The 21,115-nt window shown below is 71.0% G+C and carries 24 protein-coding genes; 14 read left to right on the forward strand and 10 right to left on the reverse strand.

Annotated features, from left to right (window positions below; genetic code table 11):
- Positions 1-5 precede the first annotated feature (5 nt).
- From CJZ98_RS18010 to CJZ98_RS12320, 6 genes are all read left to right on the forward strand, one after another.
- On the forward strand, positions 6-221 hold the full coding sequence (locus tag CJZ98_RS18010; protein ID WP_108723301.1) for a DUF3285 domain-containing protein: 216 nt from the start codon (positions 6-8) through the stop codon (positions 219-221).
- Between the two features lie 3 nt (positions 222-224).
- Positions 225-887, forward strand: coding sequence for an rRNA maturation RNase YbeY (gene ybeY, locus CJZ98_RS12300; RefSeq protein WP_094591430.1), 663 nt, complete (start codon positions 225-227; stop codon positions 885-887).
- Positions 888-967: 80 nt separating this feature from the next.
- On the forward strand, positions 968-1,465 hold the full coding sequence (locus tag CJZ98_RS12305) for a diacylglycerol kinase family protein (protein WP_094591431.1): 498 nt from the start codon (positions 968-970) through the stop codon (positions 1,463-1,465).
- 95 nt (positions 1,466-1,560) lie between these two features.
- The gene (locus CJZ98_RS12310; RefSeq protein WP_094591432.1) at positions 1,561-2,181 is read left to right on the forward strand and encodes an anthranilate synthase component II; all 621 of its coding nucleotides are present in this window, start codon (positions 1,561-1,563) and stop codon (positions 2,179-2,181) included.
- Between the two features lie 52 nt (positions 2,182-2,233).
- Positions 2,234-3,010 carry an MBL fold metallo-hydrolase gene (locus CJZ98_RS12315; RefSeq protein WP_094591433.1) on the forward strand — a complete coding sequence of 259 codons (777 nt, stop codon included), beginning with the start codon at positions 2,234-2,236 and terminating at the stop codon, positions 3,008-3,010.
- A 109-nt stretch (positions 3,011-3,119) separates the two neighbouring features.
- The gene (locus CJZ98_RS12320) at positions 3,120-4,262 is read left to right on the forward strand and encodes an FAD-dependent oxidoreductase (protein WP_198537751.1); all 1,143 of its coding nucleotides are present in this window, start codon (positions 3,120-3,122) and stop codon (positions 4,260-4,262) included.
- On the opposite strand, the gene CJZ98_RS12325 is transcribed toward CJZ98_RS12320, so the two are convergent.
- Positions 4,259-5,452 (reverse strand): pyridoxal phosphate-dependent aminotransferase, encoded by a 1,194-nt coding sequence (locus CJZ98_RS12325; RefSeq protein ID WP_232756442.1) that lies wholly within the window; start codon positions 5,450-5,452, stop codon positions 4,259-4,261. The two genes, CJZ98_RS12320 and CJZ98_RS12325, sit on opposite strands and share 4 nt — an antisense overlap.
- Before the next feature lie 104 nt (positions 5,453-5,556).
- Here CJZ98_RS12325 and CJZ98_RS12330 point away from each other — a divergent pair, with 104 nt between their 5' ends.
- Genes CJZ98_RS12330 through gltS form a run of 3 tightly spaced genes read left to right on the forward strand, consistent with a single transcriptional unit; the run spans position 5,557 to position 8,569 of the window.
- Positions 5,557-6,309 carry a 20S proteasome subunit A/B gene (locus CJZ98_RS12330; protein ID WP_094591435.1) on the forward strand — a complete coding sequence of 251 codons (753 nt, stop codon included), beginning with the start codon at positions 5,557-5,559 and terminating at the stop codon, positions 6,307-6,309.
- Positions 6,306-7,322 (forward strand): glutaminase A, encoded by a 1,017-nt coding sequence (glsA, locus tag CJZ98_RS12335; protein WP_094591436.1) that lies wholly within the window; start codon positions 6,306-6,308, stop codon positions 7,320-7,322. The genes CJZ98_RS12330 and glsA overlap by 4 nt, the downstream gene beginning before the upstream one ends.
- A gap of 35 nt (positions 7,323-7,357) precedes the next feature.
- Positions 7,358-8,569 (forward strand): sodium/glutamate symporter, encoded by a 1,212-nt coding sequence (gltS, locus tag CJZ98_RS12340; RefSeq protein ID WP_094591437.1) that lies wholly within the window; start codon positions 7,358-7,360, stop codon positions 8,567-8,569.
- Between the two features lie 67 nt (positions 8,570-8,636).
- On the opposite strand, the gene argS is transcribed toward gltS, so the two are convergent.
- Complete coding sequence (argS, locus tag CJZ98_RS12345) at positions 8,637-10,481, reverse strand: arginine--tRNA ligase (RefSeq protein ID WP_094591438.1); 1,845 nt, start codon at positions 10,479-10,481, stop codon at positions 8,637-8,639.
- A 183-nt stretch (positions 10,482-10,664) separates the two neighbouring features.
- Here argS and CJZ98_RS18355 point away from each other — a divergent pair, with 183 nt between their 5' ends.
- On the forward strand, positions 10,665-11,378 hold the full coding sequence (locus tag CJZ98_RS18355) for a methyltransferase domain-containing protein (RefSeq protein ID WP_232756443.1): 714 nt from the start codon (positions 10,665-10,667) through the stop codon (positions 11,376-11,378).
- Positions 11,379-11,527: 149 nt separating this feature from the next.
- On the opposite strand, the gene grrM is transcribed toward CJZ98_RS18355, so the two are convergent.
- From grrM to grrP, 3 genes are read right to left on the reverse strand one after another with little or no spacing between them, the layout of a single operon-like run.
- Entirely contained in the window at positions 11,528-12,709 is a 1,182-nt protein-coding gene (gene grrM, locus CJZ98_RS12355; RefSeq protein ID WP_232756444.1) for a cyclophane-forming radical SAM/SPASM peptide maturase GrrM/OscB, read from the reverse strand.
- Positions 12,706-13,170, reverse strand: a complete 465-nt coding sequence (grrA, locus tag CJZ98_RS12360; protein ID WP_094591440.1) for a GrrA/OscA1 family cyclophane-containing rSAM-modified RiPP — start codon at positions 13,168-13,170, stop codon at positions 12,706-12,708. Before grrA ends, grrM begins: the two co-directional genes overlap by 4 nt.
- A gap of 59 nt (positions 13,171-13,229) precedes the next feature.
- A complete protein-coding gene (gene grrP, locus CJZ98_RS12365) occupies positions 13,230-14,177 on the reverse strand; it encodes an extracellular substrate binding-like orphan protein GrrP (protein WP_232756445.1) in 948 nt (315 codons plus the stop codon).
- 145 nt (positions 14,178-14,322) lie between these two features.
- Between grrP and CJZ98_RS12370 the strand changes: the two genes are divergently transcribed.
- Positions 14,323-15,084, forward strand: a complete 762-nt coding sequence (locus CJZ98_RS12370; RefSeq protein WP_232756446.1) for an SIMPL domain-containing protein — start codon at positions 14,323-14,325, stop codon at positions 15,082-15,084.
- A gap of 7 nt (positions 15,085-15,091) precedes the next feature.
- On the opposite strand, the gene nadC is transcribed toward CJZ98_RS12370, so the two are convergent.
- From nadC to CJZ98_RS12385, 3 genes are read right to left on the reverse strand one after another with little or no spacing between them, the layout of a single operon-like run.
- Complete coding sequence (gene nadC, locus CJZ98_RS12375; protein ID WP_094591442.1) at positions 15,092-15,970, reverse strand: carboxylating nicotinate-nucleotide diphosphorylase; 879 nt, start codon at positions 15,968-15,970, stop codon at positions 15,092-15,094.
- Positions 15,971-15,992: 22 nt separating this feature from the next.
- Positions 15,993-17,018, reverse strand: coding sequence for a TerB family tellurite resistance protein (locus CJZ98_RS12380; protein ID WP_232756447.1), 1,026 nt, complete (start codon positions 17,016-17,018; stop codon positions 15,993-15,995).
- Between the two features lie 46 nt (positions 17,019-17,064).
- The gene (locus CJZ98_RS12385) at positions 17,065-17,403 is read right to left on the reverse strand and encodes a hypothetical protein (protein ID WP_094591444.1); all 339 of its coding nucleotides are present in this window, start codon (positions 17,401-17,403) and stop codon (positions 17,065-17,067) included.
- A 94-nt stretch (positions 17,404-17,497) separates the two neighbouring features.
- On the opposite strand from CJZ98_RS12385, the gene CJZ98_RS12390 reads away from it, so the two are divergent.
- Positions 17,498-18,115: a flavin reductase family protein gene (locus CJZ98_RS12390; RefSeq protein ID WP_094591445.1), complete on the forward strand. Its 618-nt coding sequence runs from the start codon at positions 17,498-17,500 to the stop codon at positions 18,113-18,115.
- A 42-nt stretch (positions 18,116-18,157) separates the two neighbouring features.
- On the opposite strand, the gene mnmE is transcribed toward CJZ98_RS12390, so the two are convergent.
- Positions 18,158-19,546 carry a tRNA uridine-5-carboxymethylaminomethyl(34) synthesis GTPase MnmE gene (gene mnmE, locus CJZ98_RS12395; RefSeq protein ID WP_094591446.1) on the reverse strand — a complete coding sequence of 463 codons (1,389 nt, stop codon included), beginning with the start codon at positions 19,544-19,546 and terminating at the stop codon, positions 18,158-18,160.
- Between the two features lie 109 nt (positions 19,547-19,655).
- Between mnmE and CJZ98_RS12400 the strand changes: the two genes are divergently transcribed.
- A complete protein-coding gene (locus tag CJZ98_RS12400; protein ID WP_094591447.1) occupies positions 19,656-20,144 on the forward strand; it encodes a DUF2062 domain-containing protein in 489 nt (162 codons plus the stop codon).
- Here the strand turns inward: CJZ98_RS12400 and CJZ98_RS12405 are convergent.
- Positions 20,141-20,329 carry a hypothetical protein gene (locus CJZ98_RS12405; RefSeq protein WP_094591448.1) on the reverse strand — a complete coding sequence of 63 codons (189 nt, stop codon included), beginning with the start codon at positions 20,327-20,329 and terminating at the stop codon, positions 20,141-20,143. The genes CJZ98_RS12400 and CJZ98_RS12405 overlap by 4 nt on opposite strands.
- A gap of 298 nt (positions 20,330-20,627) precedes the next feature.
- Here CJZ98_RS12405 and CJZ98_RS12410 point away from each other — a divergent pair, with 298 nt between their 5' ends.
- Complete coding sequence (locus CJZ98_RS12410) at positions 20,628-20,927, forward strand: hypothetical protein (RefSeq protein ID WP_094591449.1); 300 nt, start codon at positions 20,628-20,630, stop codon at positions 20,925-20,927.
- Positions 20,928-21,115: the final 188 nt, after the last annotated feature.

Here is a 21,115-nt window from a genome sequence, read left to right on the forward strand (position 1 = left end):
CGCCGATGACTGAGCCCACGGATCGCCCCGCCACCGGACCCGACCCAGGAGCCGGCCAGCCGGCCCAGGGCGAGAACCCCAGCTTCACGAAGCTCGCCATGCGCAACATGGTGCGCAAAGGGAAGTTGAGCCTGTTCCACTTCGGCCTCACGGCCGCGGGCTTCTTCGGCTTCATCGTGCTGGTGGCCTGGCTGGGCCGCCCGCAGCTGCCGGGGGGCTGAGCCATGGCCGCCGAACAGGAACAGCGGATCGACTCCAGCCCCACGCCCCCACCGCCAGCCGCCGCGGTCGACCTCGACCTGGCCTTTGCAGCCGACGGGGCGTTCGCACCCGGGCTCGTGCAGGCCGCCGGCGCCTGGGCCGATCCCCTGGACGGCGCGGAGCACTGGCACGGCCTGCTGGAAACCTGGTTGACGCAGCTGGCCACCGAACTGCCGCCAGAGCTGCGAGCTCCCTCCTACAGCCTCGGCCTGAGCCTGGTGGGCGACGCCGAGATCGCCGCCCTCAACGCCGACTGGCGCCAGCAGGAGGGCCCCACTGACGTCCTGGCCTTTGCCGCCCAGGACGACGATCTCGACGGCGCCCCGCCGATGCCCCTGCCAGCGCAGGACGGCGATGCCGACGGCGACGACCCGGACGGCGACGACTCAGACGAAGACGGCTCGGACGGAGACGGCTGGGAGGGCGAGCCCCTGGAGCTGGGCGACATCGTGATTTCCCTGGAGACCGCCGCCCGCCAGGCCCCGGAGCACGGCCACGACCTGGAGCGGGAGCTGCTGTTCCTGGCCAGCCACGGCCTGCTGCACCTCCTGGGCTGGGACCACCCGGACGAGGCCAGCCTGGCGGCGATGCTGGAGCGCCAGGAACGGCTGCTGGCCGCCGGCTGAGCCGGCGAGCCCCAGGGGGCTTTCCCCCCTGGATAGCGGCGGTAGGGTGCAGCCGGACTCTGATCCGGGCGCCCGTGGCCATGCTCGTCCCCCAGACTCCGCCTCCGCCCCGGCGACGGCGCGCCCCCAGCACGGAGCTGCCCCTGGAGTTGGATGTGAAAGGACCGGAGCGGCCGGCGGCCAAGGTGCGGCGCCTGGGCGCCTGGGCTGTGGCGGGCGACCTGCCGGCCAGCTTCCGCTATGCCGCCCAGGGCCTGGCCTACGGCTTCCGCAGCCAGCGCAACTTCCGCATCCATGTCTGCACCGGGGTGCTGGTGTTCGGCCTGGGCCTGGGGCTGGGCCTGAGCCTGGACCGGCTGGCGGTGCTGGTGCTCACCGTGGCGGCGGTGCTGGTGCTGGAACTGCTCAACACCGCCACCGAGGCCGTGGTGGACCTGGCCATCGGCCGCCGCTTCCACCCCCTGGCCCGCATCGCCAAGGACTGCGCCGCCGCCGCCGTGCTGGTGGCCGCCCTGGCCTCGCTGCTGATCGCCGCCCTGCTGCTGATACCGCCCCTGCTGGCGCGGCTGGGCCTCTGAACCGGCGGCGGCGGGTCCCTCGGAGACCCGGCAGCAGCGGTTGGCAGGGCGTTTAATGGAGGCCTGGCTGAACCCAGATCCAGCGGCCGGGCCTGATGCTTCTCGTTCTCGACAACTACGACAGCTTCACCTTCAACCTGGTGCAGTACCTGGGGGAGCTGGCGGAGGAGCACCCGATCGCGGCCGAGCTGCGGGTGGAGCGCAACGACGCCCTGACCCTGGAGCAGATCCGCGCCCTGGCCCCGGACGCCATCCTGATTTCCCCCGGCCCCGGCGACCCCGACCAGTCCGGGGTATGCCTGGAGGTGCTGCGGGAGCTGAGCCCCACCATCCCGACCCTGGGGGTCTGCCTGGGCCACCAGTCGATCGCCCAGGTGTTCGGCGGCAAGGTGGTGCGCGCCCAGGAGCTGATGCACGGCAAGACCTCCCCCGTGCACCACAGCGGCCAGGGCGTGTTCGCCGACCTGCCCAACCCCCTCACCGCCACCCGCTACCACAGCCTGATCGCCGAGCGCGAGAGCCTGCCGGACTGCCTGGAGATCACCGCCTGGCTGGAGGACGGCACGGTGATGGGCCTGCGCCACCGCGCCTATCCCCACCTGCAGGGGGTTCAGTTCCACCCCGAGAGCGTGCTGACCCAGGCGGGCCACCGGCTGCTGGCCAACTTCCTGCGCGAGGCGGCCGCCCAGAGGGCCTTGGCTCCCGCTGCGGTCTAGGCCGGGCAACGCTGCTAGGTTCGCGCCACCTCCGCCCGCCGGCGCCTTCGCCATGGCCCTGTCGCTTCGCCCCCTGGTGTCCCGCCGGAGAGTCCTGACGCGGGGCCTGCTCAGCGGCCTGGCGACGGGAGCCGCCCTCGGGACCAACCTGCTGGCGGGCTCGGTGCCGGCGGGCCGGGCCGACTCGGGGGTGACGATCACCAGCTACGGCCACAGCGCCCTGCTGATCCAGGGCGGCGGCGCCTCGGTGCTGCTCAATCCCTTCAAGGCGGTGGGCTGCGCCGCGGGCCTGGCCGAACCCCGGGTGAGCGCCAACGTGATCCTGGCCAGCAGCCGCCTGCTGGATGAGGGCGCCAACGTAGCCAGCGGCCGCTTCCTGGCCAGCCCCGGCTCCTACCGGATCGCCGGGCTCAAGATCGAGGGCATCGCCGCCCCCCACGACCGCTTCGGGGGCCGGCGCTTCGGCAACGCCACCCTCTGGCGCTGGAAGCAGGGCGGCCTGGAGTTCGCGCACCTGGGTGGCACCGCCGCCAGCCTGCGCCCCGAGGACCGGGTGCTGCTGGGCCGCCCCGACGTGCTGATCATCGGCGTGGGCGGTGGCGCCAAGGTGTATGACGGCACCGAAGCCGCGGCTGTGGTCAAGGAGCTGGAGCCGCGCCGCGTGATCCCGGTGCAGTACGTGGGCGGCAAGGCCCCCGCCAACTGCGACCAGGGCGGCGTGGAACCGTTCCTGCAGGCCATGGGCGGCACCCCGGTGCAGCGCGCAGGCCGCAGCATCAGTCTGCCGGGCAAACTCGACGACGGGCCCAAGGTGCTGGTGCTGCGCTGATCCGGGGCCAACGGAGCCGCCGATCGAAACCGCGCCTGGGGCCGTGTCGGCAGGCACAGAGCCACCATCCCGCCCTGCCTAGGGTCGTGCCCCCTGCGGGTGTCCTGCCGTGAGCGCCGAACGACCCCAACCTCCCCTGCGCATCGCCGTGGTGGGGGCCGGCAGTTCCGGCCTGCTGCTGACCCTGTTGCTGCAGCGGCAGGGCCACCATGTGGAGCTGTTCGAGCGCTCGCCCCAGCTGCGCAGCGAGGGCTGCGGCATCCTGCTGGTCCGCTCGGGGGTGGAGGCCGTCGCCGGCGCCGGCATTCCCGGACTGCTCAACGACCTGCTGGCCGCCGGCCGGCCTGTGGAGCAGTTCGTGATCCGCAACCTGCGCGGGGATCTGATCGAGACCAGTCCGGCCGAGCGGGAACCGGGCGAGCTGCCCTCACTGCTGATCCGCCGCCAGGCGATCCTCGAGGCCCTCTGGCGCCACGCCGACCCCGGCAGCTTTCGCGGTGGCGCCGAGCTGGAGCACTGGCAGCAGGATGAGAGTGCCGTGGAGGCGCGCTTCAGCGACGGCCAGCACTGGCGGGGCGATCTGCTGATCGGCGCCGATGGCGTGTTCTCGCGGGTAGCGCCGCTGCTGGCGCCCCAGCGCCGGCTGCACTACCTGGGCGATCGGGTCTGGCGGGGGGTGGTCAGCGATGGCCAGGTGATCGGCCCTGGCGACTTCCTGGTGGTGGCCCGGGGCCGCGGGGTCTACGCCAACGCCTTCGACCTGGGGCCGGAGGATCCCGGGGCCGGCGGAGCGCCGATCACCCACTGGGGCTTCTTCCAGGAGGAGCCCCTGCCCACCAGCCGCGCCGAACAGCGCCGGCTGCTGCAGGAGCCGGTGCCGGAGCAGGCCCTGGCCAAGATCCCCGCCGATCTGGCGGCCCTGATCCGTGCCACTCCGCCCGAGCGGGTGGTGGCCAACTGGTCGTTCGACATCGAACCGCTGCCACACCTGGTGGCCGGCCGGGTGGCCCTGATCGGCGATGCCGGCCATGCCATGAGCTCCTCCCAGGCCCGCGGCATGACCGCCGGCCTCGAGGACGCCGTGAGCCTGGCCCGCCACCTGGCCGGCGGCGACGCACCCCAGCAGGCCCTGGCGGCCTACGAGGCCGAGCGGCTGCCGGTGGTGCACCGCTACCAGGAGCGCAGCCGCGCCATCAGCGCCCGCACCGGCCGGATCCGGGCCCCGCAGCAGCAGGCGGTGGGGGCCCGTTAGGCAGCGGGGTCGGCCAGACCCTCGATCCCGGCATAGGCCTCCCAGAACTGCCCCATCTGTTCCCTGGTGCCCAGGCTCACCCGCAGGGAGCCGTCGATCAACGGCTTGCCCGCCATCGAGCGCACCAGGATGCCGGCCTCCCGCAGGCGGCCCTCCACCGCGACCGCCCCGGCCTGGGGCCAGATCAGCAGGTAGTTACCGCCGTCGGCATGGTGCCGCACGCCGGCGGCCCGCAGCTGGCCCAACAGCCAGTCGCGCGCCCGCAGCACCTCGGCCACATAGCCATCCACATAGGCCTGATCCGCCAGGGCGGCATGGGCTGCCGTCACGGCGAAGCTGTTGATGTCGTAGGGGCCGGTGACGCGGCCGATGCGATCCACCACGGCGGCCGACCCAATGGCGAAGCCGATGCGCAGGCCGGCCAGGCCAGCGGTCTTGGCCAGGGAGCGCAGCACCAGCAGGTTGGGCAAGGCCGCGAAGGGATCGGCGGCGCCCCCCGCCACGAGCAGGGGCGGCAGCACGCTGTCGCCGGTGAAGGCCTCGTAGAGCTCATCCACCACCACCAGGGTGTGGGGCGCCGCCGCCGCGAGCTCCAGGATCCGCTCGGGCGCCAGGCGGGTGCCGGTGGGGTTGTTGGGGTTGCAGAGCAGCAGGATCCGCGGCGGCGTCCAGGTGGCGGCGGGGAGGCCAGCGCCGGCCGGCCCCAGCAGAGCCGAGCGGATCTCCTCCAGGGGAAAGACGAAATCGGGCAGGCGGTAGGGGATCGCCTCGATCGTCATGCCCTGCATGCGGGCGCAGGGGGTGTAGTAGCCGAAGGTGGGCGCGGTGGTGAGCAGCCGATCCCCCGGGGCACCATAGGCGTGGAACAGAGCATGGATCGCCGCATCCACCCCGTTGAACAGGCCGATCTGGTCGGGCTGCAGGCCGGCCGCGACCCCAGGGCCAGCGTCCGCGGCCAGCTCTCCCTGGGTCGCCTCGGCCCGCAGCACTCTGACCACGGCCTCCCGCAGGCCGTCGTATTCGGGGTAGATGGCGTAGTGGTCGGCGGGGATGGCGCGGATCGCCTCCACCACCTGCGGGCTTGGGCCCACCGTGTTCTCGTTGAAATCGAGCCGCAACATCCCGCGCCGCCCCTCCAGCGGGGCGCTGTAGGCCTGGAGGCTCTCCACCTCGGGGCGGGCTTCAGGCACGTTCAATGGGGACTCCGGCGCGACCGGTGGAGCACTGGCAGCAGCGTAGTAAGCCCCACCCTGCGTAAGCTCCGGCCTGCACCCCTCCAGAATCCCGACCAGCCATGACCTACTGCGTGGGCTACTGGCTGGAAGAGGGGCTGGTGATGGCGTCTGATTCCCGCACCAATGCTGGGGTGGATTACATCTCCACCTACAGCAAGATGCACGTGTTCCAACCCGGCCCAGACCGGGTGTTCGTGTTGCTGGCGGCCGGCAATCTGGCCACCACCCAGGCCGTGGTGAGTGCCATCCGACGGGATCTTGACCAGGGCTTCGAAGCTGGAGAAGCCAGCCACGGCGACCTACGCCACTGCGACTACCTGTTCGAGGCCGCTGCCTATGTGGGGCGGGTGAGTGTGGCAGTGCAGAAGCAGAACAACGCCGAGCTTCGTAGCGCGGGCTCCAGCTCCGAAGCCACCTTCATCCTGGGCGGCCAGATCGGCAGCGAAGCCCATGGCCTGTACCTGATCTATCCCCAGGGCAACGCAATCATGGCCACCCGAGAAACTCCATACCTGCAGATCGGCGAGAGCAAATACGGCAAACCACCCCTCGACAATGTGGGGCACGCCAATCTCTGCCTCGATGATGCCGCCAAGCTATGCATCATGTCCCAGGTGCTGACGCAGCGCTCCAACCTCAGCGTGGGCCCGCCGTTCGAACTGGCGGTGATCCCCAGCGGCAGCCTGACGATTGCGCGCCGGACCCGCCTGGAGGCGGATGACCCGCTGCTCAGCGAGATGATCGAGATCTGGAGCAACGCCCAACGGGAGGCCCTCTACCGCCTGCCCTCCATGCCCTGGCAGTCCCGATGAGCAGCTCCCCAGGGCCCATTCCCTCCAGCTGGGTGTCCACCGGCCATCTGCCCACTCCGGAGGTGGTGCAGAGCCTGGTGCGGGAGGCCCATGCCCAGTTCGGCTCGGTGGATCAGGGGCGTGTGGCCCACGGAATCCCCGCCCTGGCAACCGCGTCGCCACAGAGCTTCGGCATCAGCGTGGCCGCCACCAACGGCGCCACCTTCAACGCCGGCGACTGGGCGGTGCCGTTCAGCATCCAGAGTCTCTCCAAGCCGTTCCTGTTCGCACTGGTGTGCGAGGCGATCGGCGAGCAGCTGGCGCGGGACACCCTGGGGGTGAACAGCACGGGGCTGCCGTTCAACTCCGTGCTGGCAGTGGAACGTACCGAGGAGGGCCTGTCGAATCCGATGGTGAACGCGGGCGCCATCGCCGCCACCAGCCTGGTGCCCGGCGAGGATGCCGAGGCGAAATGGCGCTTCATCTTGGATGGCCTGTCCCGCTTCGCCGGCCGCCGGCTGGAGGTCGACGCGGCGGTCTATCAATCGGAGCAGGCCACCAATGCCGGCAACGAGAACATCGCCAGCCTGCTCAGTGCCCACCAGCAACTGTGGTGCGAGCCGAGGACGGCGATCGACCTCTACACCCGCCAGTGCGCGCTCCTCGTCACAGCGCAGGACCTGGCCCTGATGGCCTGCACCCTGGCCAACGGCGGCCGACAACCGCTGAGCGGTGAGACGGTGATCGCGCCGCTGATCTGCCGACGGGTGCTGGCGGTGATGGTCACAGCCGGCCTGTACGAAACCTCCGGCGACTGGCTCTATCAGATCGGCCTGCCTGGCAAGAGCGGCGTTTCGGGCGGGATGATCACCGTGGCGCCGGGCAAGGGGGCGCTGGCCACCTGGTCACCACCCCTCGATGAGGCAGGCAATAGCGTGCGCGGCCAGCTCACCGCCCACTTCCTCTCCGAGCGGCTGGGGCTGAATCTGTTCGACTCCCGACCCAGCGGCGAGGCAATCGGCCAAGCCCCTTAGGTTCCCGTGGAGGTTCCAAAAAAAGCGGCCGCCCAATGCAGCAGATCGAGATCGGCGCGTTTGCCAGCTTCAACATCGCGATCATGGTATTGGCGGTCGGCAAGCTCCTGCACCGGCGCCTTCACTTCCTACGCAGTTACAACATCCCCGAGCCGGTCACCAGCGGTCTGCTGGTGAGCCTGCTTGTGGGTGTGCTGCACGCCGTGAGCGGGCTCGAGCTGGGCTTCAACCTGGCAGTGCGCGACTTTTTGCTGCTTTATTTCTTCGCCGGCATCGGACTGAACGCCGATGTGCGCACCCTGCGCAGTGGTGGCTGGCCACTGTTGATCCTGCTGGCCGCCACGGTGGTCTACATCGTGCTCCAGAACCTCGCAGGCGTGACCATGGCCAGCCTGCTGGGCCTCAATCCTCTGGTGGGGTTGCTCACCGGTTCGGTGTCACTGGTGGGGGGGCACGGCACGGCAATCGCCTGGGGGCCTCGCTTCGCCGAGTTGCACGGCGTGCGGAGCGCGGTGGAGATCGGTGCGGCCAGCGCCACGCTCGGCCTCATCCTCTCGGCGCTGATGGGCGGACCGATCGCCCGGATCCTGATCCACCGCATCCCCATGCCCGATCAGCAGCCCGAGGCCGAAGCCCTGAGGGACCCGATGGAGGAAACGGCCCTGCCAGGGCCGCCGATCACCAGCTTCCAGCTGCTGGCCACCCTGTTCTGGCTCAACATGTGCCTGGGGCTCGGCCAACTGATCTACGCCGCCCTGGACGCCCTGGGCCGCAGCCTGCCCCTGTTCGTCTGCGCCCTGTTCGCCGGCATCCTGCTCACCAACACCCTGCCACGGCTGGTGCGAATCCCCTGGCCAGCCCACAGCACAGCCTTGGCGGTGGTGTCAGATGTGGCGCTGGGGGTGTTCCTGGCCATGTCGCTGATGAGCCTGCAGCTGTGGACGCTGCAGGGCCTGGGCGGCCCGCTGCTGCTGATCCTGGGGGTGCAGTTCCTGATCGCCTTCGCCTATGCCCTGCTGGTGGTGTTCCGGCTGATGGGCAGCAACTACCAGGCGGCGGTGATCTGCGCAGGCTTCGGCGGATTCTCGCTGGGGGCCACCCCCACGGCGATGGCCAACATGGCCGCCGTCACCCAGACCTATGGCCCCGCCGCCAAGGCTTTCCTGATCCTGCCGCTGGTGTCGGGCTTCTTTGTCGACATCGCCAATTCGCTGGTGATCCAGCGCTTCATCAGCTGGCTGACTTGAGCTGGCTGTATTCAGCTGATTGGGCTGCGCCGCCTGGGCCTGCGGCGCAGCGATCTGCAGCTGCCGCTCACATCCGCTCCAGGGTCGGAATCCCCAGCAGGCCCAGACCCAGCCGCAGTGTGTCTGCGGTGAGGCGGCAGAGGGCCAGGCGGGAGGAGCGGGCCGACTGCTCCGCCTTGAGCACCGGCACCTGGTCGTAGAAGCGGTTGAACACCTGGCTGAGTTCGAACAGGTAGGTGCAGAGACGATTGGGCAGCAACTCCTCTTCCACCTCGGCGATCACCGCATCGAGCTTGAGCAGTTCCCGCACCAGAGTCCACTCCTGGGGCTCGGTGAAGTGGAGGCCCTCAGGGCCGGCTCCGCTGGCCTCAGCCCCAAGGTCCCCACCCTTGCGGGCGATGCCGGCGATGCGCACCACGGCATAGAGCAGATAGGGGGCCGTATTGCCCTGCAGTGCCAGCATCCGATCAAAGCTGAACTGGTAGTTGGTGATCCGGTTCTGGCTGAGGTCGGCGTACTTCACAGCCGCCAGGCCCACGGTGGTGGCCACGTGCTGGATGAAGGCCTCGTCTTCGCTGCGCTCCTCTTCGGCCAGGCGGCGACGCAGGTCGGCCTCCGCCCGCTCCACTGCCTCATCGAGCAGATCGCGCAGACGCACCGTGTCGCCGGCGCGGGTTTTCAGCTTCTTACCGTCCTCCCCTTGCACCAGCCCGAAGGGCACGTGTTCCAGCCGCCCCCCCTCGGGGATCCAACCGGCGCGGCGGGCCACCTGGAACACCCCGGCGAAGTGATTGGCCTGGCCGGCATCGGTCACATAGATCACGCGGCGGGCGCCATCGCCCTCGGGGGCCGCACCGAATCGGTAGCGGATCGCCGCCAGGTCGGTGGTGGCGTAGTTGAAGCCGCCGTCGCTCTTCTGCACGATCACCGGCAGGGGCTTGCCGTCCTTGCCACTCACCCCCTCGAGAAACACGCAGCGGGCACCGTCGTCAGTCACCAGCAGGCCAGAGGTGTCGAGGTCGGTGACGACTCCCTCCAGGTAGGGGTTGTAGAACGACTCGCCGCGCTCGTTCAGGCGAATGTCGAGCCAGTCGTAGATCTTCTGGAATTCGCGGCGGCTCTGGTCGCACAGCAGCTGCCAGGCCTTGCGGCTCACCGGATCACCGCCCTGCAGCTTCACCACCTCCTCGCGCGAGGTGACCTGGAAGACCTCGTCCTCGTCGAAGCGGGCCTTGGCCTGGCGGTAGAAGGCCACCAGATCGCCGAGGTCCACCGCATCGGCCGTGGTGAGGGCCTCGGGCGCCACCTGCTTGAGGTGGGTGATCAGCATCCCGAACTGGGTGCCCCAGTCGCCCACGTGGTTGAGCCGCAGCACCGGGTGGCCGCGGAACTCCAGCAGCCGCGCCAGCGAGTCGCCGATGATCGTGGAGCGCAGGTGCCCCACGTGCATCTCCTTGGCGATGTTGGGGCTGGAGAAATCCACGATCACCGGGGCCAGCGCCGCACCCGCAGCGCCTGACGGGGCTGCGGCCTCCACCGCCACGCTCGGCACCCCCAGGCGCGGATCCCCCAGGCGGGCCTGCACCTCCGCCGCCAGCCGCTCGGGCCGCAGGGTGAGGTTGATGAAGCCGGGGCCGGCGATCTGGGGCGGCTCACACAGCTCGGCGAAGGCGGGATCGGCCGCCAGCTGTTCCACGATCGCCGTGGCGATGGCCCGCGGCGGCTGGCCCAGGGGCTTGGCCAGGGGCAGGGCGCCGTTGGCCTGGAAATCGCCGAATTCGGGCTTGGAGGCCGGGGCCAGCTGGGGGTCGAGGGCCCGCCCCGCGGCGCTCGCCTCGGCGGCGGCCTCCGGGAAGGCCCGCTCCATCGCCGCGCGCAGGTGAGCGTCCAGGGCTTGGGCGAGGCGGAGCATGGGGCTGCGAGGGGAGGCGGCAGGGCGCCCACGAGGCAGGCGCAGCCCTGATCATCCCCCGTCGCCCTGGGGGCGGGGAGATGCCGGCCCCGCGGTGGTGCCCCCAGTTCGTCACGGTGGGGCCAGAGTGGGGACCCTGGGATGGTGCCCGCAGGGTGCGGCACCCCATGGAAGCGCCACGCCATGGAATTCGAGAGTGTCGTCTTCTACGGGCGGCTGGGCGAGCAGGCCCTGGCCATGTTCAACCTCGCCGCTGAGCTGCGGCAGTGGCGGGGAGGATCCGTGCTCGACTGCCCCGGCGGTCCGGGCTCCCTCGCGGCTCGCCTGCGTCGCGAGGGCTGCGACGTGACGGCGGTGGATCCGCTCTACGCCCTGGCCCCCTCCGCCCTCAAGCAGCGCGCCCTGGCGGATCTGGAGCACACCATGGCGGTACAGGCCACCAGCGACGACCTGCGGCCCGACTTCGATCTGGAGGCCTGCCGCCGGGAGCACATCGAGGCCCTGGAGGCCTTTCTCGCCGACCGCCGCGACCACCCGGATCGCTACCTCGCCGCGGCCCTGCCGGATCTCCCCTTCGCCGATGCCAGCTTCGATCTGGTGCTCAGTGGCCATCTGCTCTTCAGCTACGCCCCCCTGGCCGATGGCGGTCTGATGACCGGCGCCGGGCTGGATCTGGCCTGGCATCGCCGGGCCCTGGCTGAGCTGTGCCGGGTGAGTCGCCGCCAGGTGCGCCTCTATCCCGCCCACACCATCGCCCTCAACGCCCGCCGCCATCCCTACGCCGAGGGGCTGCTGGCGGAGCTGCCGCCCGGCTGGCGGGGCCGCTTCGTGGCCAGCCGCTACGACCAGGGCCACCAGGGGAGCACCGATGCCCTGCACCTCGAGAGGATCGACTGATGGCCGTGCGGGATGGGCTGCGTCTGGGGGATCCGCGGCTGCCGCAGCACGCGGCCGCGACGGGACAGGCGCTGGTCGGCTAGGCGGAGCTTCAGGGTCTGATTGCCGATCTGCGCGACGCGATGGCCGGCGGCGACAGTGAAGCAACCTCAGGCCGCCAGGCCCAGCTCCCGCTCCATGCCGGCCAGCACCACATCGGCCACCAGCTGGATGCGATAGCGGCAGGCCTGGGTCTCGCTGCAGTCGAACGTGCCCGCTTCCCAGTACTTGTTGCTGCCGGCACCGCCACCGCACAGGCCGAAGTAGGCGCAGCCGCTGCGGCAGCGCTCCACGCCGGAGTGGATCGCGCGGTGCACGCGCTGGAACTTCGGCGTGGCCGCCAGCTCCTCAAGGCTGGCTGTCAGCACGTTGCCGAAGGCGAAGTCGCCGTACTCGGCGGTGGGCACCGAGAGCAGCTCCGGATCAAATGTGGAGACGTTGCCGCGGGCATCCACATTCACGATCACGAAGGGGGTGTTCATATCGGTGGCGGCCAGGCGCTGGTCGCTGCAGGCCAGGGCAGTGATCCCCTCGAACTCCCGCAGCCGCAGGGCATCGGGATCGGCCATCGACCGCTGCCAGAACCGCTCCAGGAAGGCGCGGTAGCGGCCCTCCCCATCGGGGCGCTCCAGGCTGGAGGCGGCGTTCTCGCCCTCGGTCTCCTCCATGTTGAAGCCCACGTCGGTGATGCCGTGCGCCACGAAGAAGTCGAAGAGCGCGTCGGCGTGGTCGAGGGCGTCGGCGGTGAGCACGCAGATCACCTGGAAGGGGATGGCACGGCGCTGCAGCCAGTCGATGCCGCGCATCACCGCCGCGTGGGTGGGCCGACCGGTGCGGGTGCGGCGATGGGCGTCGTGCAGGAAGGCGGGGCCGTCCATGCTCACCCCCACGTGGATGCCGTTGCGCTCGAAGCAGTCACACCAGGCGGCGTCGATCACCGTGGCGTTGGTCTGCAGCGACTGGGTGATGGTGTGGGGCGGCAGGCCGCGGTGCTCCAGGGCCTGCTGGATGCGGGCGGTGGCGGCGTCGTAAAAGGCGATCGGCATGGTGAGCGGCTCGCCCGCATGCCAGAGCAGGTTGAAGCCCCCATCCTGGTAGGGGCTGTCGAGCACCCGGGCCAGGGCGGCATCCAGCACCTCGAACGGCAGCCGGCTGCGGTCGTCGCGGTTGGGCAGGTAGCAGTAGTCGCAGTCGAGGTTGCAGAAGGGGGTGGGCTGCAGCACCAGCAGCCGCACGGGCCCGAAGGCCGGGGGAGAGGCCTCGCTCACCAGCTCACGCACCCGCTCCGTCACCAGTGGTTGCGCCAGCCGCTGTTGCCGTTGAACCAGCCGCCATTGCGGAAGCCACCGTTGCGGAAGCCGCCGTTGTAGAAGCCGCCGTTACGGAAGCCGCCGTTGTAGAAACCGCCGTTGCGGAAGCCTCCATTGCGGAAGCCGCCGTTGACCCAGCCAATCCCCGGCCCGTTGACGAACACCCGCGCCAGGGCGTCCGCCGGCAGGCCAGTCGGGGGCGCCTCAGCGGCCTGGGAGGCCTCGGCAGTTTCGCTCTCGTGCCCCTGGCGCTCCCGCACGGCGGCGGCAATGCGGCGTAGCCGCGCATCCAGGCTGGCGGCCGTCTCCCCCGCCGGTGGCGGGGCGTCAGGGACGCTCGGCTGGGAGGCCAGCCCCGTCGCGAGCGCCGCCGCGGCATCGAAGGGCAGCGAGGCCGAGATCAGCAGGATGCCGAACAGGCGGGAGCGGGAAAAGAACGCCATCGGAACGGAGCCGGGGTGGAAGCAGAGCAGGACGTGCGCAGGGCCGCGGGGCCCGCAGCTCAGGGAGCCGGGCGGCGGGAGGCCGTCGCGGCTGGCAGGGGCCGGATCGCCTCCACCCCCAGTAACACCGTTTCGAAGTAAGCGCGGATCCGATCCTGCGGCAGTTTGAGGGCACTGCCTGGCCCGAGCCAGCGATCAACCGCCGCCACCGCCTCGGGCTGACCGTCGAGGTAATCCTGCAGCAGACGGGCGATGGCCAGGTTCGCCAGGTTGCGGAAGGGGGAGTCGTTCTCCGGCACCAGACAGGCCACCGCGTAGCGCTCGTAGGGCAGCTCCGGCGTGAGCGCCAGGCCGCTGGCCCCCCGGGCATTCACCAGGCCGGCCAGCAGCGAGGAATCGCCGATCACGCCCTCCACCCGCGCCGCCAGCAGAGCGTTGACGGCCTCCGCCAGGGTCGGGAAGGGCACCACCCGGGCGGCGGGCTGCATGCCGCGCAGCTCGGTCTCGGCCAGGGAGTCGCGCACCACGCCGATGGCCCGGCCCGCCAGGGCCTCCGGTGCGCCGTCAAAGCGGCCGGCGGGGGCCAGCAGGCGCAGACCGGAGAGGCCGATCGGCAGGGAGAAATCGACCGTCATGTCGCGCTCCCAGGAGAAGGGCACCCCGCAGGCCAGATCGGCCTTGCCCTGGGCGATGCGCTGGCCCAGGGTCGCCGGGTCGGTGACGGGCTGAAAACGCAGCGACACCGGCCGGCCCACGGCCGCGGCCAGCTCGGCCGCGATCCGACGGGCCACCACCACCCCATAGCCCTGGGGCTGGCCCTGGCCGTCGCGGCTGAGCAGCGGTGGCTGGGCGGGATCGCCGATCAGCACCAGCTGGCCGGTACGGGCGACGCGATCCACCACGCCCTCGGCCCGGGCCTGGGCCACCGGCGCCAGCAACGCCAGCAACCCCAGGGCCGCGATGCCGGCACGCAACCGGGAGGGAATCGACAGGACGGGGCGCGGCAAGGGGCGTGCGGCGAAGTCCGGCCTCAGTGTGGGAAGCGCCAGCGCGTTTGCATCCCGGATACGGGGTTTCTTCATGGGCCCCGCTGCGGCGGAAGACGCGTGCGGCGGGCCGTGTCTAGCTTGCGGGCCCAGTGCCACGCGCCGCATGGCCCCCCTTGCCTCCCTGCCCCAGCACGGCTGGGCCCTGCTGCGCCGCACCCCACCGCTGGTGTTCGCCATGGCGGTGCTGGGGGTGGGGCTGATCGGGGCCAGCACCGTGCTCGTGAAGGGCATCCGCCAGGCCAACGACACGATCACCGTGACCGGCACCAGCACCGAGCGGATCCGCAGCGACTACGTCGACTGGTCGGTGGAGGTGCGCCAGGGCGGGGCCAGCCAGCAGGCGGCCTACCAGTCCCTGCAGCCCCTTGTGCAGCAGGTGGTGACCTTCCTCAAGGCGAAGGGGATCGCCGCAGACGAGCTGGAACTGGACGCGGTGGGCACGGAGAAGGAGGAGGTGCGCGATCCCCGCACCGGCGAACTGCGCTCCACCAGCTGGACCGCCCGCCAGGCGGTGAAGGTGGGCAGCCGCGACGTGGAGAAGGTGCACCGCATTGCCGGCGAGATCGGCGTGCTGATCGGCCAGGGGGTGCCGCTCACGATCAACCGCCCCGCCTACACCTTCACCGGGCTGGCGGAGAAGCGGGTGGAGATGCTGGCCAAGGCCACCCGCGACGCCCGGGCCAGGGCCCAGGCCATTGCCCGCGAGGCGGGCAGCGGCATCGGCGCCATCACCAACGCCGATACCGGCTCCTTCCAGATCACCGTGCCGGATTCCACCGAGACCAGCGACACGGGCTCCTACGACACCACCACAATCCAGAAGGACATCACCGCCGTGATGGCCGTGACCTTCCGGGTGGACTGAGCCGGGCTCAGGCCTCGAAGCGCATGCTGAGGTCCAGCCAGGAGCTGCGGGTGACCGGGGCGCTGGTGGAGACCAGGTCGATGCCGGTGGCCGCCACCGCCGCCAGCTGCTCGGGCTGCACGCCGGAGGCCTCCAGCACGACCCGGCCGCCGGCAGCACGACCAGCGGCCAACTCCCGCAGGCGAGGCACCAGCAGGCGCAACTCCGCCGGGGCGAATTCATCCAGCAGCACCCCATCGGCGCCGGCCGCCACGGCGGCCTCGGCCTCGGCGGCCGTCTCGGCCTCCACGATCACGCGGGCCGGCCAGGGGGCCGAGGCCCGCACGGCCGCGATCGCCGGGGCCACGCCGCCGGCCCAGGCCAGATGGTTCTCCTTGAGCATCGCCGCGTCGTCCAGGCCGAGGCGGTGGTTGACGCCGCCGCCGCAGCGCACGGCGTACTTCTCGAGGATGCGCAGGCCCGGGGTGGTCTTGCGGGTGTCGGCCAGGGCGACGCCCGTGCCGGCCAGCCGCGCCACCAGCTCGGCGGTGGCACTGGCGATACCGGAGAGGCGCATGGCCAGATTCAGCGCAGTGCGCTCCCCCGCCACCAGGGCCGCCGCCGAGCCCTCCAGGTCCAGCAGCCGCTGGCCCGCCACCACGGGCTCGCCGTCGGCCACCAGCAGCGTGATGGTCACCGCCGGATCCAGCAGCCGGAACAGGGGCTCCACCAGCACGCCGCCGCAGAACAGGCCCGCCTGCTTGGCAATCCAGTGGGCCCGCCCGCCGCGGCCCAGCAGGGCGGGGGCGGTGAGGTCGCCGCGGCCGATGTCTTCGCTCAGCCAGGCGCGAAGCTGCGCCTCAAGACCGGGGTGGGCCAGCAGGGCCGCGGCGCAGGACGGGGACATTCTTCCCTTCTACCCCAGGGCCTCAGACAGGCGACGAGGTAGCGGCCGGGGGTGGCGGGTACTCGGGCTCCCGGCCCCGGGGAAGCACGTTGAAGCGCTCGCGCACCAGGGCAAGCGGCTCGACGAAGTGCTCCCAGGGATCAATGCCGGCCAGTAGATCCACGTTCACCTGGGCGCCATGCTCGATACCGGCGAAGATTCGATCCACATCCAGCTGGTCGCGCTGGCCGGGGATGAAGGGCGACACGCCCAGCCCCAGCTCGAACTCCGCCAGGGCAAACATCAGCACGTAGAAGGGATCAGCCCGCTCGAAGCCGGCCTGGAAGCCGAGAACGGCCCCCTCTTCCGCCGCCGTGGTGCCATAGCCACCCAGCACGTGGCAGCAGTCGTGGTGCATCACCGGCGGGGGTGGGCCGCCCACCTCTCCGGGGAAACTGAAGCCGTTGTGGGTGATGAAGCTGGCGTAGGCCTGGCCAAAGCTGCCTGCGGGGTAGTCGAGCAGGGCGCGATAGCGGGCCGCCAGGGCGGGATCGCCCTGGCCCAGCAGCACCCGCGCCACCCCGAGGGCGCCCGCCAGGCCCTCGTCCCGCAGGGTGGCCCCCAGGGCCGGAGCCACGAAGCCGCGGCGGCCGATGTCGAGCCGCACCAGGGCCAGCTGGTGGGCCATCAACTGGCGGAAGGTCCGCACGGGGGCCGCATCCACGCCGAAGGCCCGGGCACTGGCCTCCAGCAGGGCCAGCTGGGCCTGGTTGGGCTCTCCGTCGAGCAGGGCGACCAGGGTCATGCCCCGCAGGATTCGCTCCCGCCACTGGGGATCGGGGTTCACATCCCGCACCCGCTCCGCCACGCGGATGGGATCGAGGCTGGGCAGCGTCTCCAGGTCCAGCTCGATCCGCAGCAGGTGGTCGCGCACGCCGCGGATGGCGGCCAGGGCCTTGGGTGAGGGGCCGGCATCGGCGCAGTGGGCCACCGCCATCAGGGCGGCGAGGCCCGCCTCCCCAAGGACCTGGCGCTGTTCCGGAGGCAGCTGGATGCGAAAGTCGATCACGGGCCTCACACCTTGGGACTCCCCCCAATGCTGGCGGCGATGGCCCTCAGTAGAGGCGGCTGCAGCCAGGGGTGGGCGTGAGCTTCAGCAGCGACCAGAGCGCCCCGTACTGGGCGGCGGAGAGCGAGAGTTCCTTCTGCATCAGGCCACCGGCAGGCGAACCGGGGGCCGCCGAGGCGCCGAGCTTGGTGTTCAGCTCCAGCAGCGGCCGGCAGATCTCTTCCAACGAGGTGTTGAGGTTCTCGACCGCTGGGGCCGGCCCGGCCGCGAGGGCGAGCAGCGCCGTCAGGCCCAGCAGGGCCCTGGAGATCCCGGGGCGGGAGCTGCCGATGAGGCCGGGCCATCCGGCGGCCGCCCCCTGGATGCGGCGGTTTGCAATGCCCATGGATACCCCTCAATGCCGGCAGTATCGGCGACGCTCACGGTGCGAGGCAGACGTGCGTCGCTGCCTCCGCATGATCAGCCGAACGCCCCATCCCATGCAGTTCGACCCCTCCCGCCAATCCAAGGCCGACAACTACAACCTGATCACCAGCCTGGTGGTGCCGCGGCCGATCGCCTGGATCACCAGCTTGAGCAAGGCCGGCGTGCCCAACCTGGCACCCTTCAGCTACTTCAACGTGGTGGGCAGTGACCCTCCCTATGTGGTGGTGAGCATCGGCCAGCGGAGCAGTGGTGAGCCGAAAGACACAGCCCGCAACATCCAGGACACCGGCGTGTTCGTGGTGAATCTGGTCACGGAGGAGCTGCTCGCCGCCATGAACATTTCAGCGGCGGATTTCCCGGCGGAGGAGAGCGAAGCGACGGCTGCGGGACTGGACCTGAGCCCCGGTATTCACGTCACCGCTCCGCGGCTGGCGGCGGCGCAGGCCAGCCTGGAGTGCCGGCTGCACCAGGTGCTGCCCCTGGGCTCCAACCAACTCGTGATCGCGGAGGTGGTGCTGTTCCATGTGGCCGACCAGCTGCTCGATCCACAGCAGCACGTCGCCGACTTCAGCCCCATCGGCCGGCTGGGGTCGCCCTCGCTGTACTGCCGCACCAGCGATCGCTTCGAGGTACCGCGCCTCTCCCATGCCCAGTGGCGCCAGCAGACCTGAGCGGCATCCCGGCGCCCCGAGCCCAGGCAGGCGCGGGGCGGGCTACTTGCCGATGCAGAAGCGCGCGAACACCCGATCCAGCACCGCCTCGTTGATCTCCTCGCCGGTGATCTCGCCCAGGGCGCGCGCTGCGGCGCGCAGGTCGATGGTCCAGAAGTCCCAGGGGAGCTGCTGCTGGGCGGCCTCGAGGCTGCGGGCCAGGGCCGCGGCTGCCGCCGCGGCGAGGTCGTGCTGGCGGCGGTTGAGGGCTACCTGCAGGCCCTGGTCGCCGCCATGGCCGCAACGGCGCAGCAGGGCCTGCTCCAGATGCTCCTGGCCCGCGCCCGAGAGGGCACTGATGCAGGCATCGGCGACGGCGGGGGCGGCGGCTGGGGCAGTGGGCTCCGCTCCTGCCGGCCCCGCCAGGCCCCCCGCGAGATCCGCCTTGTTGCCCACCACCAGCAGCGGCACCCCTGGGGGAACCTGCTCCCGCAGCTCCTGGTCGCCGGCGGTCCAGCCGGCCTCCAGATCGAAGAGCAGCAGCACCACATCGGCGGCGGCCAGGGCGGCGCGGCTGCGGGCGATGCCCAGCTGCTCCACCCGGTCGTCGGTGGCGCGGATGCCGGCGGTGTCGAGCAGGGTGAGCGGCACGCCCTGGATCACCAGCTCGCTCTCCACCAGGTCGCGGGTGGTGCCGGGTAGGTCGGTCACGATCGCCCGCTCCGTGCGGCTGAGCCGATTCAGCAGGCTGGACTTGCCCACGTTGGGGCGGCCCACGATCGCCACCTTCAGGCCCTCGCGCAGCAGTTGCCCCCGTTGGGCGTCGGCCACCAGCTGCAGCAGGGCTCCCCGCACCGCCTCCAGCTCGGCCACCACCGCCGCGGCGTCCAGGGGCGGCAGGTCCTCCTCGAAGTCCACCCGCGCCTCCAGTTCGGCCAGCTGGTCCAGCAGCCGCTCGCGCAGGCCGCCGATGCGGCGCTGCAGGCCGCCATCGAGGCCGGCCATCGCCAGCTGGGCCGCGCGGCGGCTGCGGGCCGTCACCAGCTCGCTCACGGCCTCGGCCCGGGTGAGATCAAGCCGGCCGTTGAGGAAGGCCCGCTGGCTGAACTCGCCGGCGCCGGCCCGCCGGGCCCCGGCGGCCAGCACCAGCTCCAGCACCCGCTGCACGCAGATCAGGCCGCCGTGGCAGTGCAGTTCCACCACGTCCTCGCGGGTGAAGCTGCGGGGGGCCTTCATCAGCAACAGCAGGGCCTCATCCACCCGCTCCCCGGTGGCTGGATCCACCACGTGCCCGTAGAGCACCCGGTGACTCTCCCAGCACTGCTGGCCCGGGGCCACAAACAGGCGCCGGCCGATGGCTTCCGCCTGGGGGCCTGAGAGGCGCACGATCGCCACACTGCCGGCCCCGGCGGCCACGGCCGTCGCCACGGCGGCGATGGTGTCGTCGAACAAGGCGGAGACGGGGAGGGGGATCTCCAGTGTCGGTCAGGGCTTGGGGCCCTCGCCCCCGACGGCGACGGTGGCGCGCCAGGCCAGGCAGTGGTGATCAGACTGGACCGCAATGGCAAGCCGCAACCAGCCGATTCAGCGCCTGCTGCACCATGTCCGGCGGCGGCTGCGCTGGCTGTGGCAGCAGGAGGGCAGCGCCGAGGAGCGGGCCCGGGGCCTGGCGGCGGGGGTGTTCACCGGCTGCTTCCCGCTGTTCGGCCTGCAGATCGTGCTGGGGGTGGCACTGGCCAGCCTGGTGCGGGGCAATCACCTGCTGGCGGCGGCGGGCACCTGGATCAGCAACCCCCTCACCACGCTGCCGCTCTGCTGGCTCAACTACCAGCTGGGCTCCCTGCTGCTGGGTCCGGGTGGCGGCTGGCCCGGGGCAGCGGAGCTGGTGCGCCTCGAAAGCCTGCTGGCCCTGGGTTGGGACTTCGCCTCCCGGCTGCTGCTGGGCTCCGCCGTGGTGGGCAGCCTGGCGGCGGCATTGAGCGGCTGGGCCTGCTGGCACTGGCTGCGCCGCCCGCACCACCGGCAACGGCGCGCTCAGCCACGGCTCTAGAGCTGGGGAAATCCGGGGCAGACCATCAGGTCGATATGGCCGCCGGAGGGATGGCGCCACTCGCGGAACTCCTCGGCCAGGGCTCGGTGGGCCCGGGCCTCCTGGCCCGCCTCCAGCACCTGCAGGCGCTGGTGCACCAGGTCCAGGGTGTCGTCGATCAATTGGGCGGCCTGTTCTGAGGTCATGGCGCTGCCGGAACCTCGGCGCGTTCTAGGCAAGCGCTCAGGCCGGAGCTGTAGCACTGCACACCTGGCCCTGTCCCCGTAGGGAGACCGCCACAGGGGCACGGATACGGGCCAGGTCAACGGCTGACGGCCGTAGGAAAAGAGGCCAGAGTTGTCGAAGTCGGCGGAGCCAGGCCAAAGACGGCAGCCCCCTCCAGGCCCTCAAGGCCCTCGAGCCCCTGGTTACGAAGTCCCGGACAAGCTGGCAGAGGCAATCGAAGACTCTGCAGGCCAGAGCCAATGCCCATCCCCACAGACCATGGATGTGGATCTCACCCATCGCGTCACGATCCAAAGCAAAGGCCGAAGCGGCGATGTGAGCGTCGGCCTGGACGAGCTGGATCTTGTGTTCTGGTGGGAGTTCGGTGGCGGCACCTGCGTGGCCATCATTCACGCACCCAGTCCAGAGGAATGGCTACATCAACATCCCCTCAACAGGCATCCCCGCAGCGCGTTCCTTCAGGCCTTAGCTGCTGAAATCCGCAAGCTCCAATGCCCGGGCTGCAGCTACGAAGTAACCAGCCATGGGATTCTGTTCCATGAACCTGGTTCGCCCTAGCATTGCCCAGCAGCCCACGGCCGTGTGAGGTGGTCTGGGTTTTCTGGACAGGCTCCATCGTTAACCTGTGAGGCGGGGCACCGCCCCTGACAGGGGGCTCCCACCCATGAGCAAACGCCGCACCCATAGCCCCGAGTTCAAGGCCAAGGTCGCCATGGAGGCGATCAGTGGCCGCAAGACGCTCCAGG

Source organism: Vulcanococcus limneticus LL, from assembly GCF_002252705.1.
In the GTDB taxonomy this organism is placed as follows: domain Bacteria; phylum Cyanobacteriota; class Cyanobacteriia; order PCC-6307; family Cyanobiaceae; genus Vulcanococcus; species Vulcanococcus limneticus.

Coding starts and splice junctions, on each gene's coding strand:
- CJZ98_RS18010 (WP_108723301.1), top strand. CDS start 6: ATGACTGAGCCCACGGATCGCCCCGCCACCGGACCCGACCCAGGAGCC.
- ybeY (WP_094591430.1), top strand. CDS start 225: ATGGCCGCCGAACAGGAACAGCGGATCGACTCCAGCCCCACGCCCCCA.
- CJZ98_RS12305 (WP_094591431.1), top strand. CDS start 968: ATGCTCGTCCCCCAGACTCCGCCTCCGCCCCGGCGACGGCGCGCCCCC.
- CJZ98_RS12310 (WP_094591432.1), top strand. CDS start 1,561: ATGCTTCTCGTTCTCGACAACTACGACAGCTTCACCTTCAACCTGGTG.
- CJZ98_RS12315 (WP_094591433.1), top strand. CDS start 2,234: ATGGCCCTGTCGCTTCGCCCCCTGGTGTCCCGCCGGAGAGTCCTGACG.
- CJZ98_RS12330 (WP_094591435.1), top strand. CDS start 5,557: ATGACCTACTGCGTGGGCTACTGGCTGGAAGAGGGGCTGGTGATGGCG.
- glsA (WP_094591436.1), top strand. CDS start 6,306: ATGAGCAGCTCCCCAGGGCCCATTCCCTCCAGCTGGGTGTCCACCGGC.
- gltS (WP_094591437.1), top strand. CDS start 7,358: ATGCAGCAGATCGAGATCGGCGCGTTTGCCAGCTTCAACATCGCGATC.
- argS (WP_094591438.1), bottom strand. CDS start 10,481: ATGCTCCGCCTCGCCCAAGCCCTGGACGCTCACCTGCGCGCGGCGATG.
- CJZ98_RS18355 (WP_232756443.1), top strand. CDS start 10,665: ATGGAATTCGAGAGTGTCGTCTTCTACGGGCGGCTGGGCGAGCAGGCC.
- grrA (WP_094591440.1), bottom strand. CDS start 13,170: ATGGCGTTCTTTTCCCGCTCCCGCCTGTTCGGCATCCTGCTGATCTCG.
- CJZ98_RS12370 (WP_232756446.1), top strand. CDS start 14,323: ATGGCCCCCCTTGCCTCCCTGCCCCAGCACGGCTGGGCCCTGCTGCGC.
- nadC (WP_094591442.1), bottom strand. CDS start 15,970: ATGTCCCCGTCCTGCGCCGCGGCCCTGCTGGCCCACCCCGGTCTTGAG.
- CJZ98_RS12385 (WP_094591444.1), bottom strand. CDS start 17,403: ATGGGCATTGCAAACCGCCGCATCCAGGGGGCGGCCGCCGGATGGCCC.
- CJZ98_RS12390 (WP_094591445.1), top strand. CDS start 17,498: ATGCAGTTCGACCCCTCCCGCCAATCCAAGGCCGACAACTACAACCTG.
- CJZ98_RS12400 (WP_094591447.1), top strand. CDS start 19,656: ATGGCAAGCCGCAACCAGCCGATTCAGCGCCTGCTGCACCATGTCCGG.
- CJZ98_RS12405 (WP_094591448.1), bottom strand. CDS start 20,329: ATGACCTCAGAACAGGCCGCCCAATTGATCGACGACACCCTGGACCTG.
- CJZ98_RS12410 (WP_094591449.1), top strand. CDS start 20,628: ATGGATGTGGATCTCACCCATCGCGTCACGATCCAAAGCAAAGGCCGA.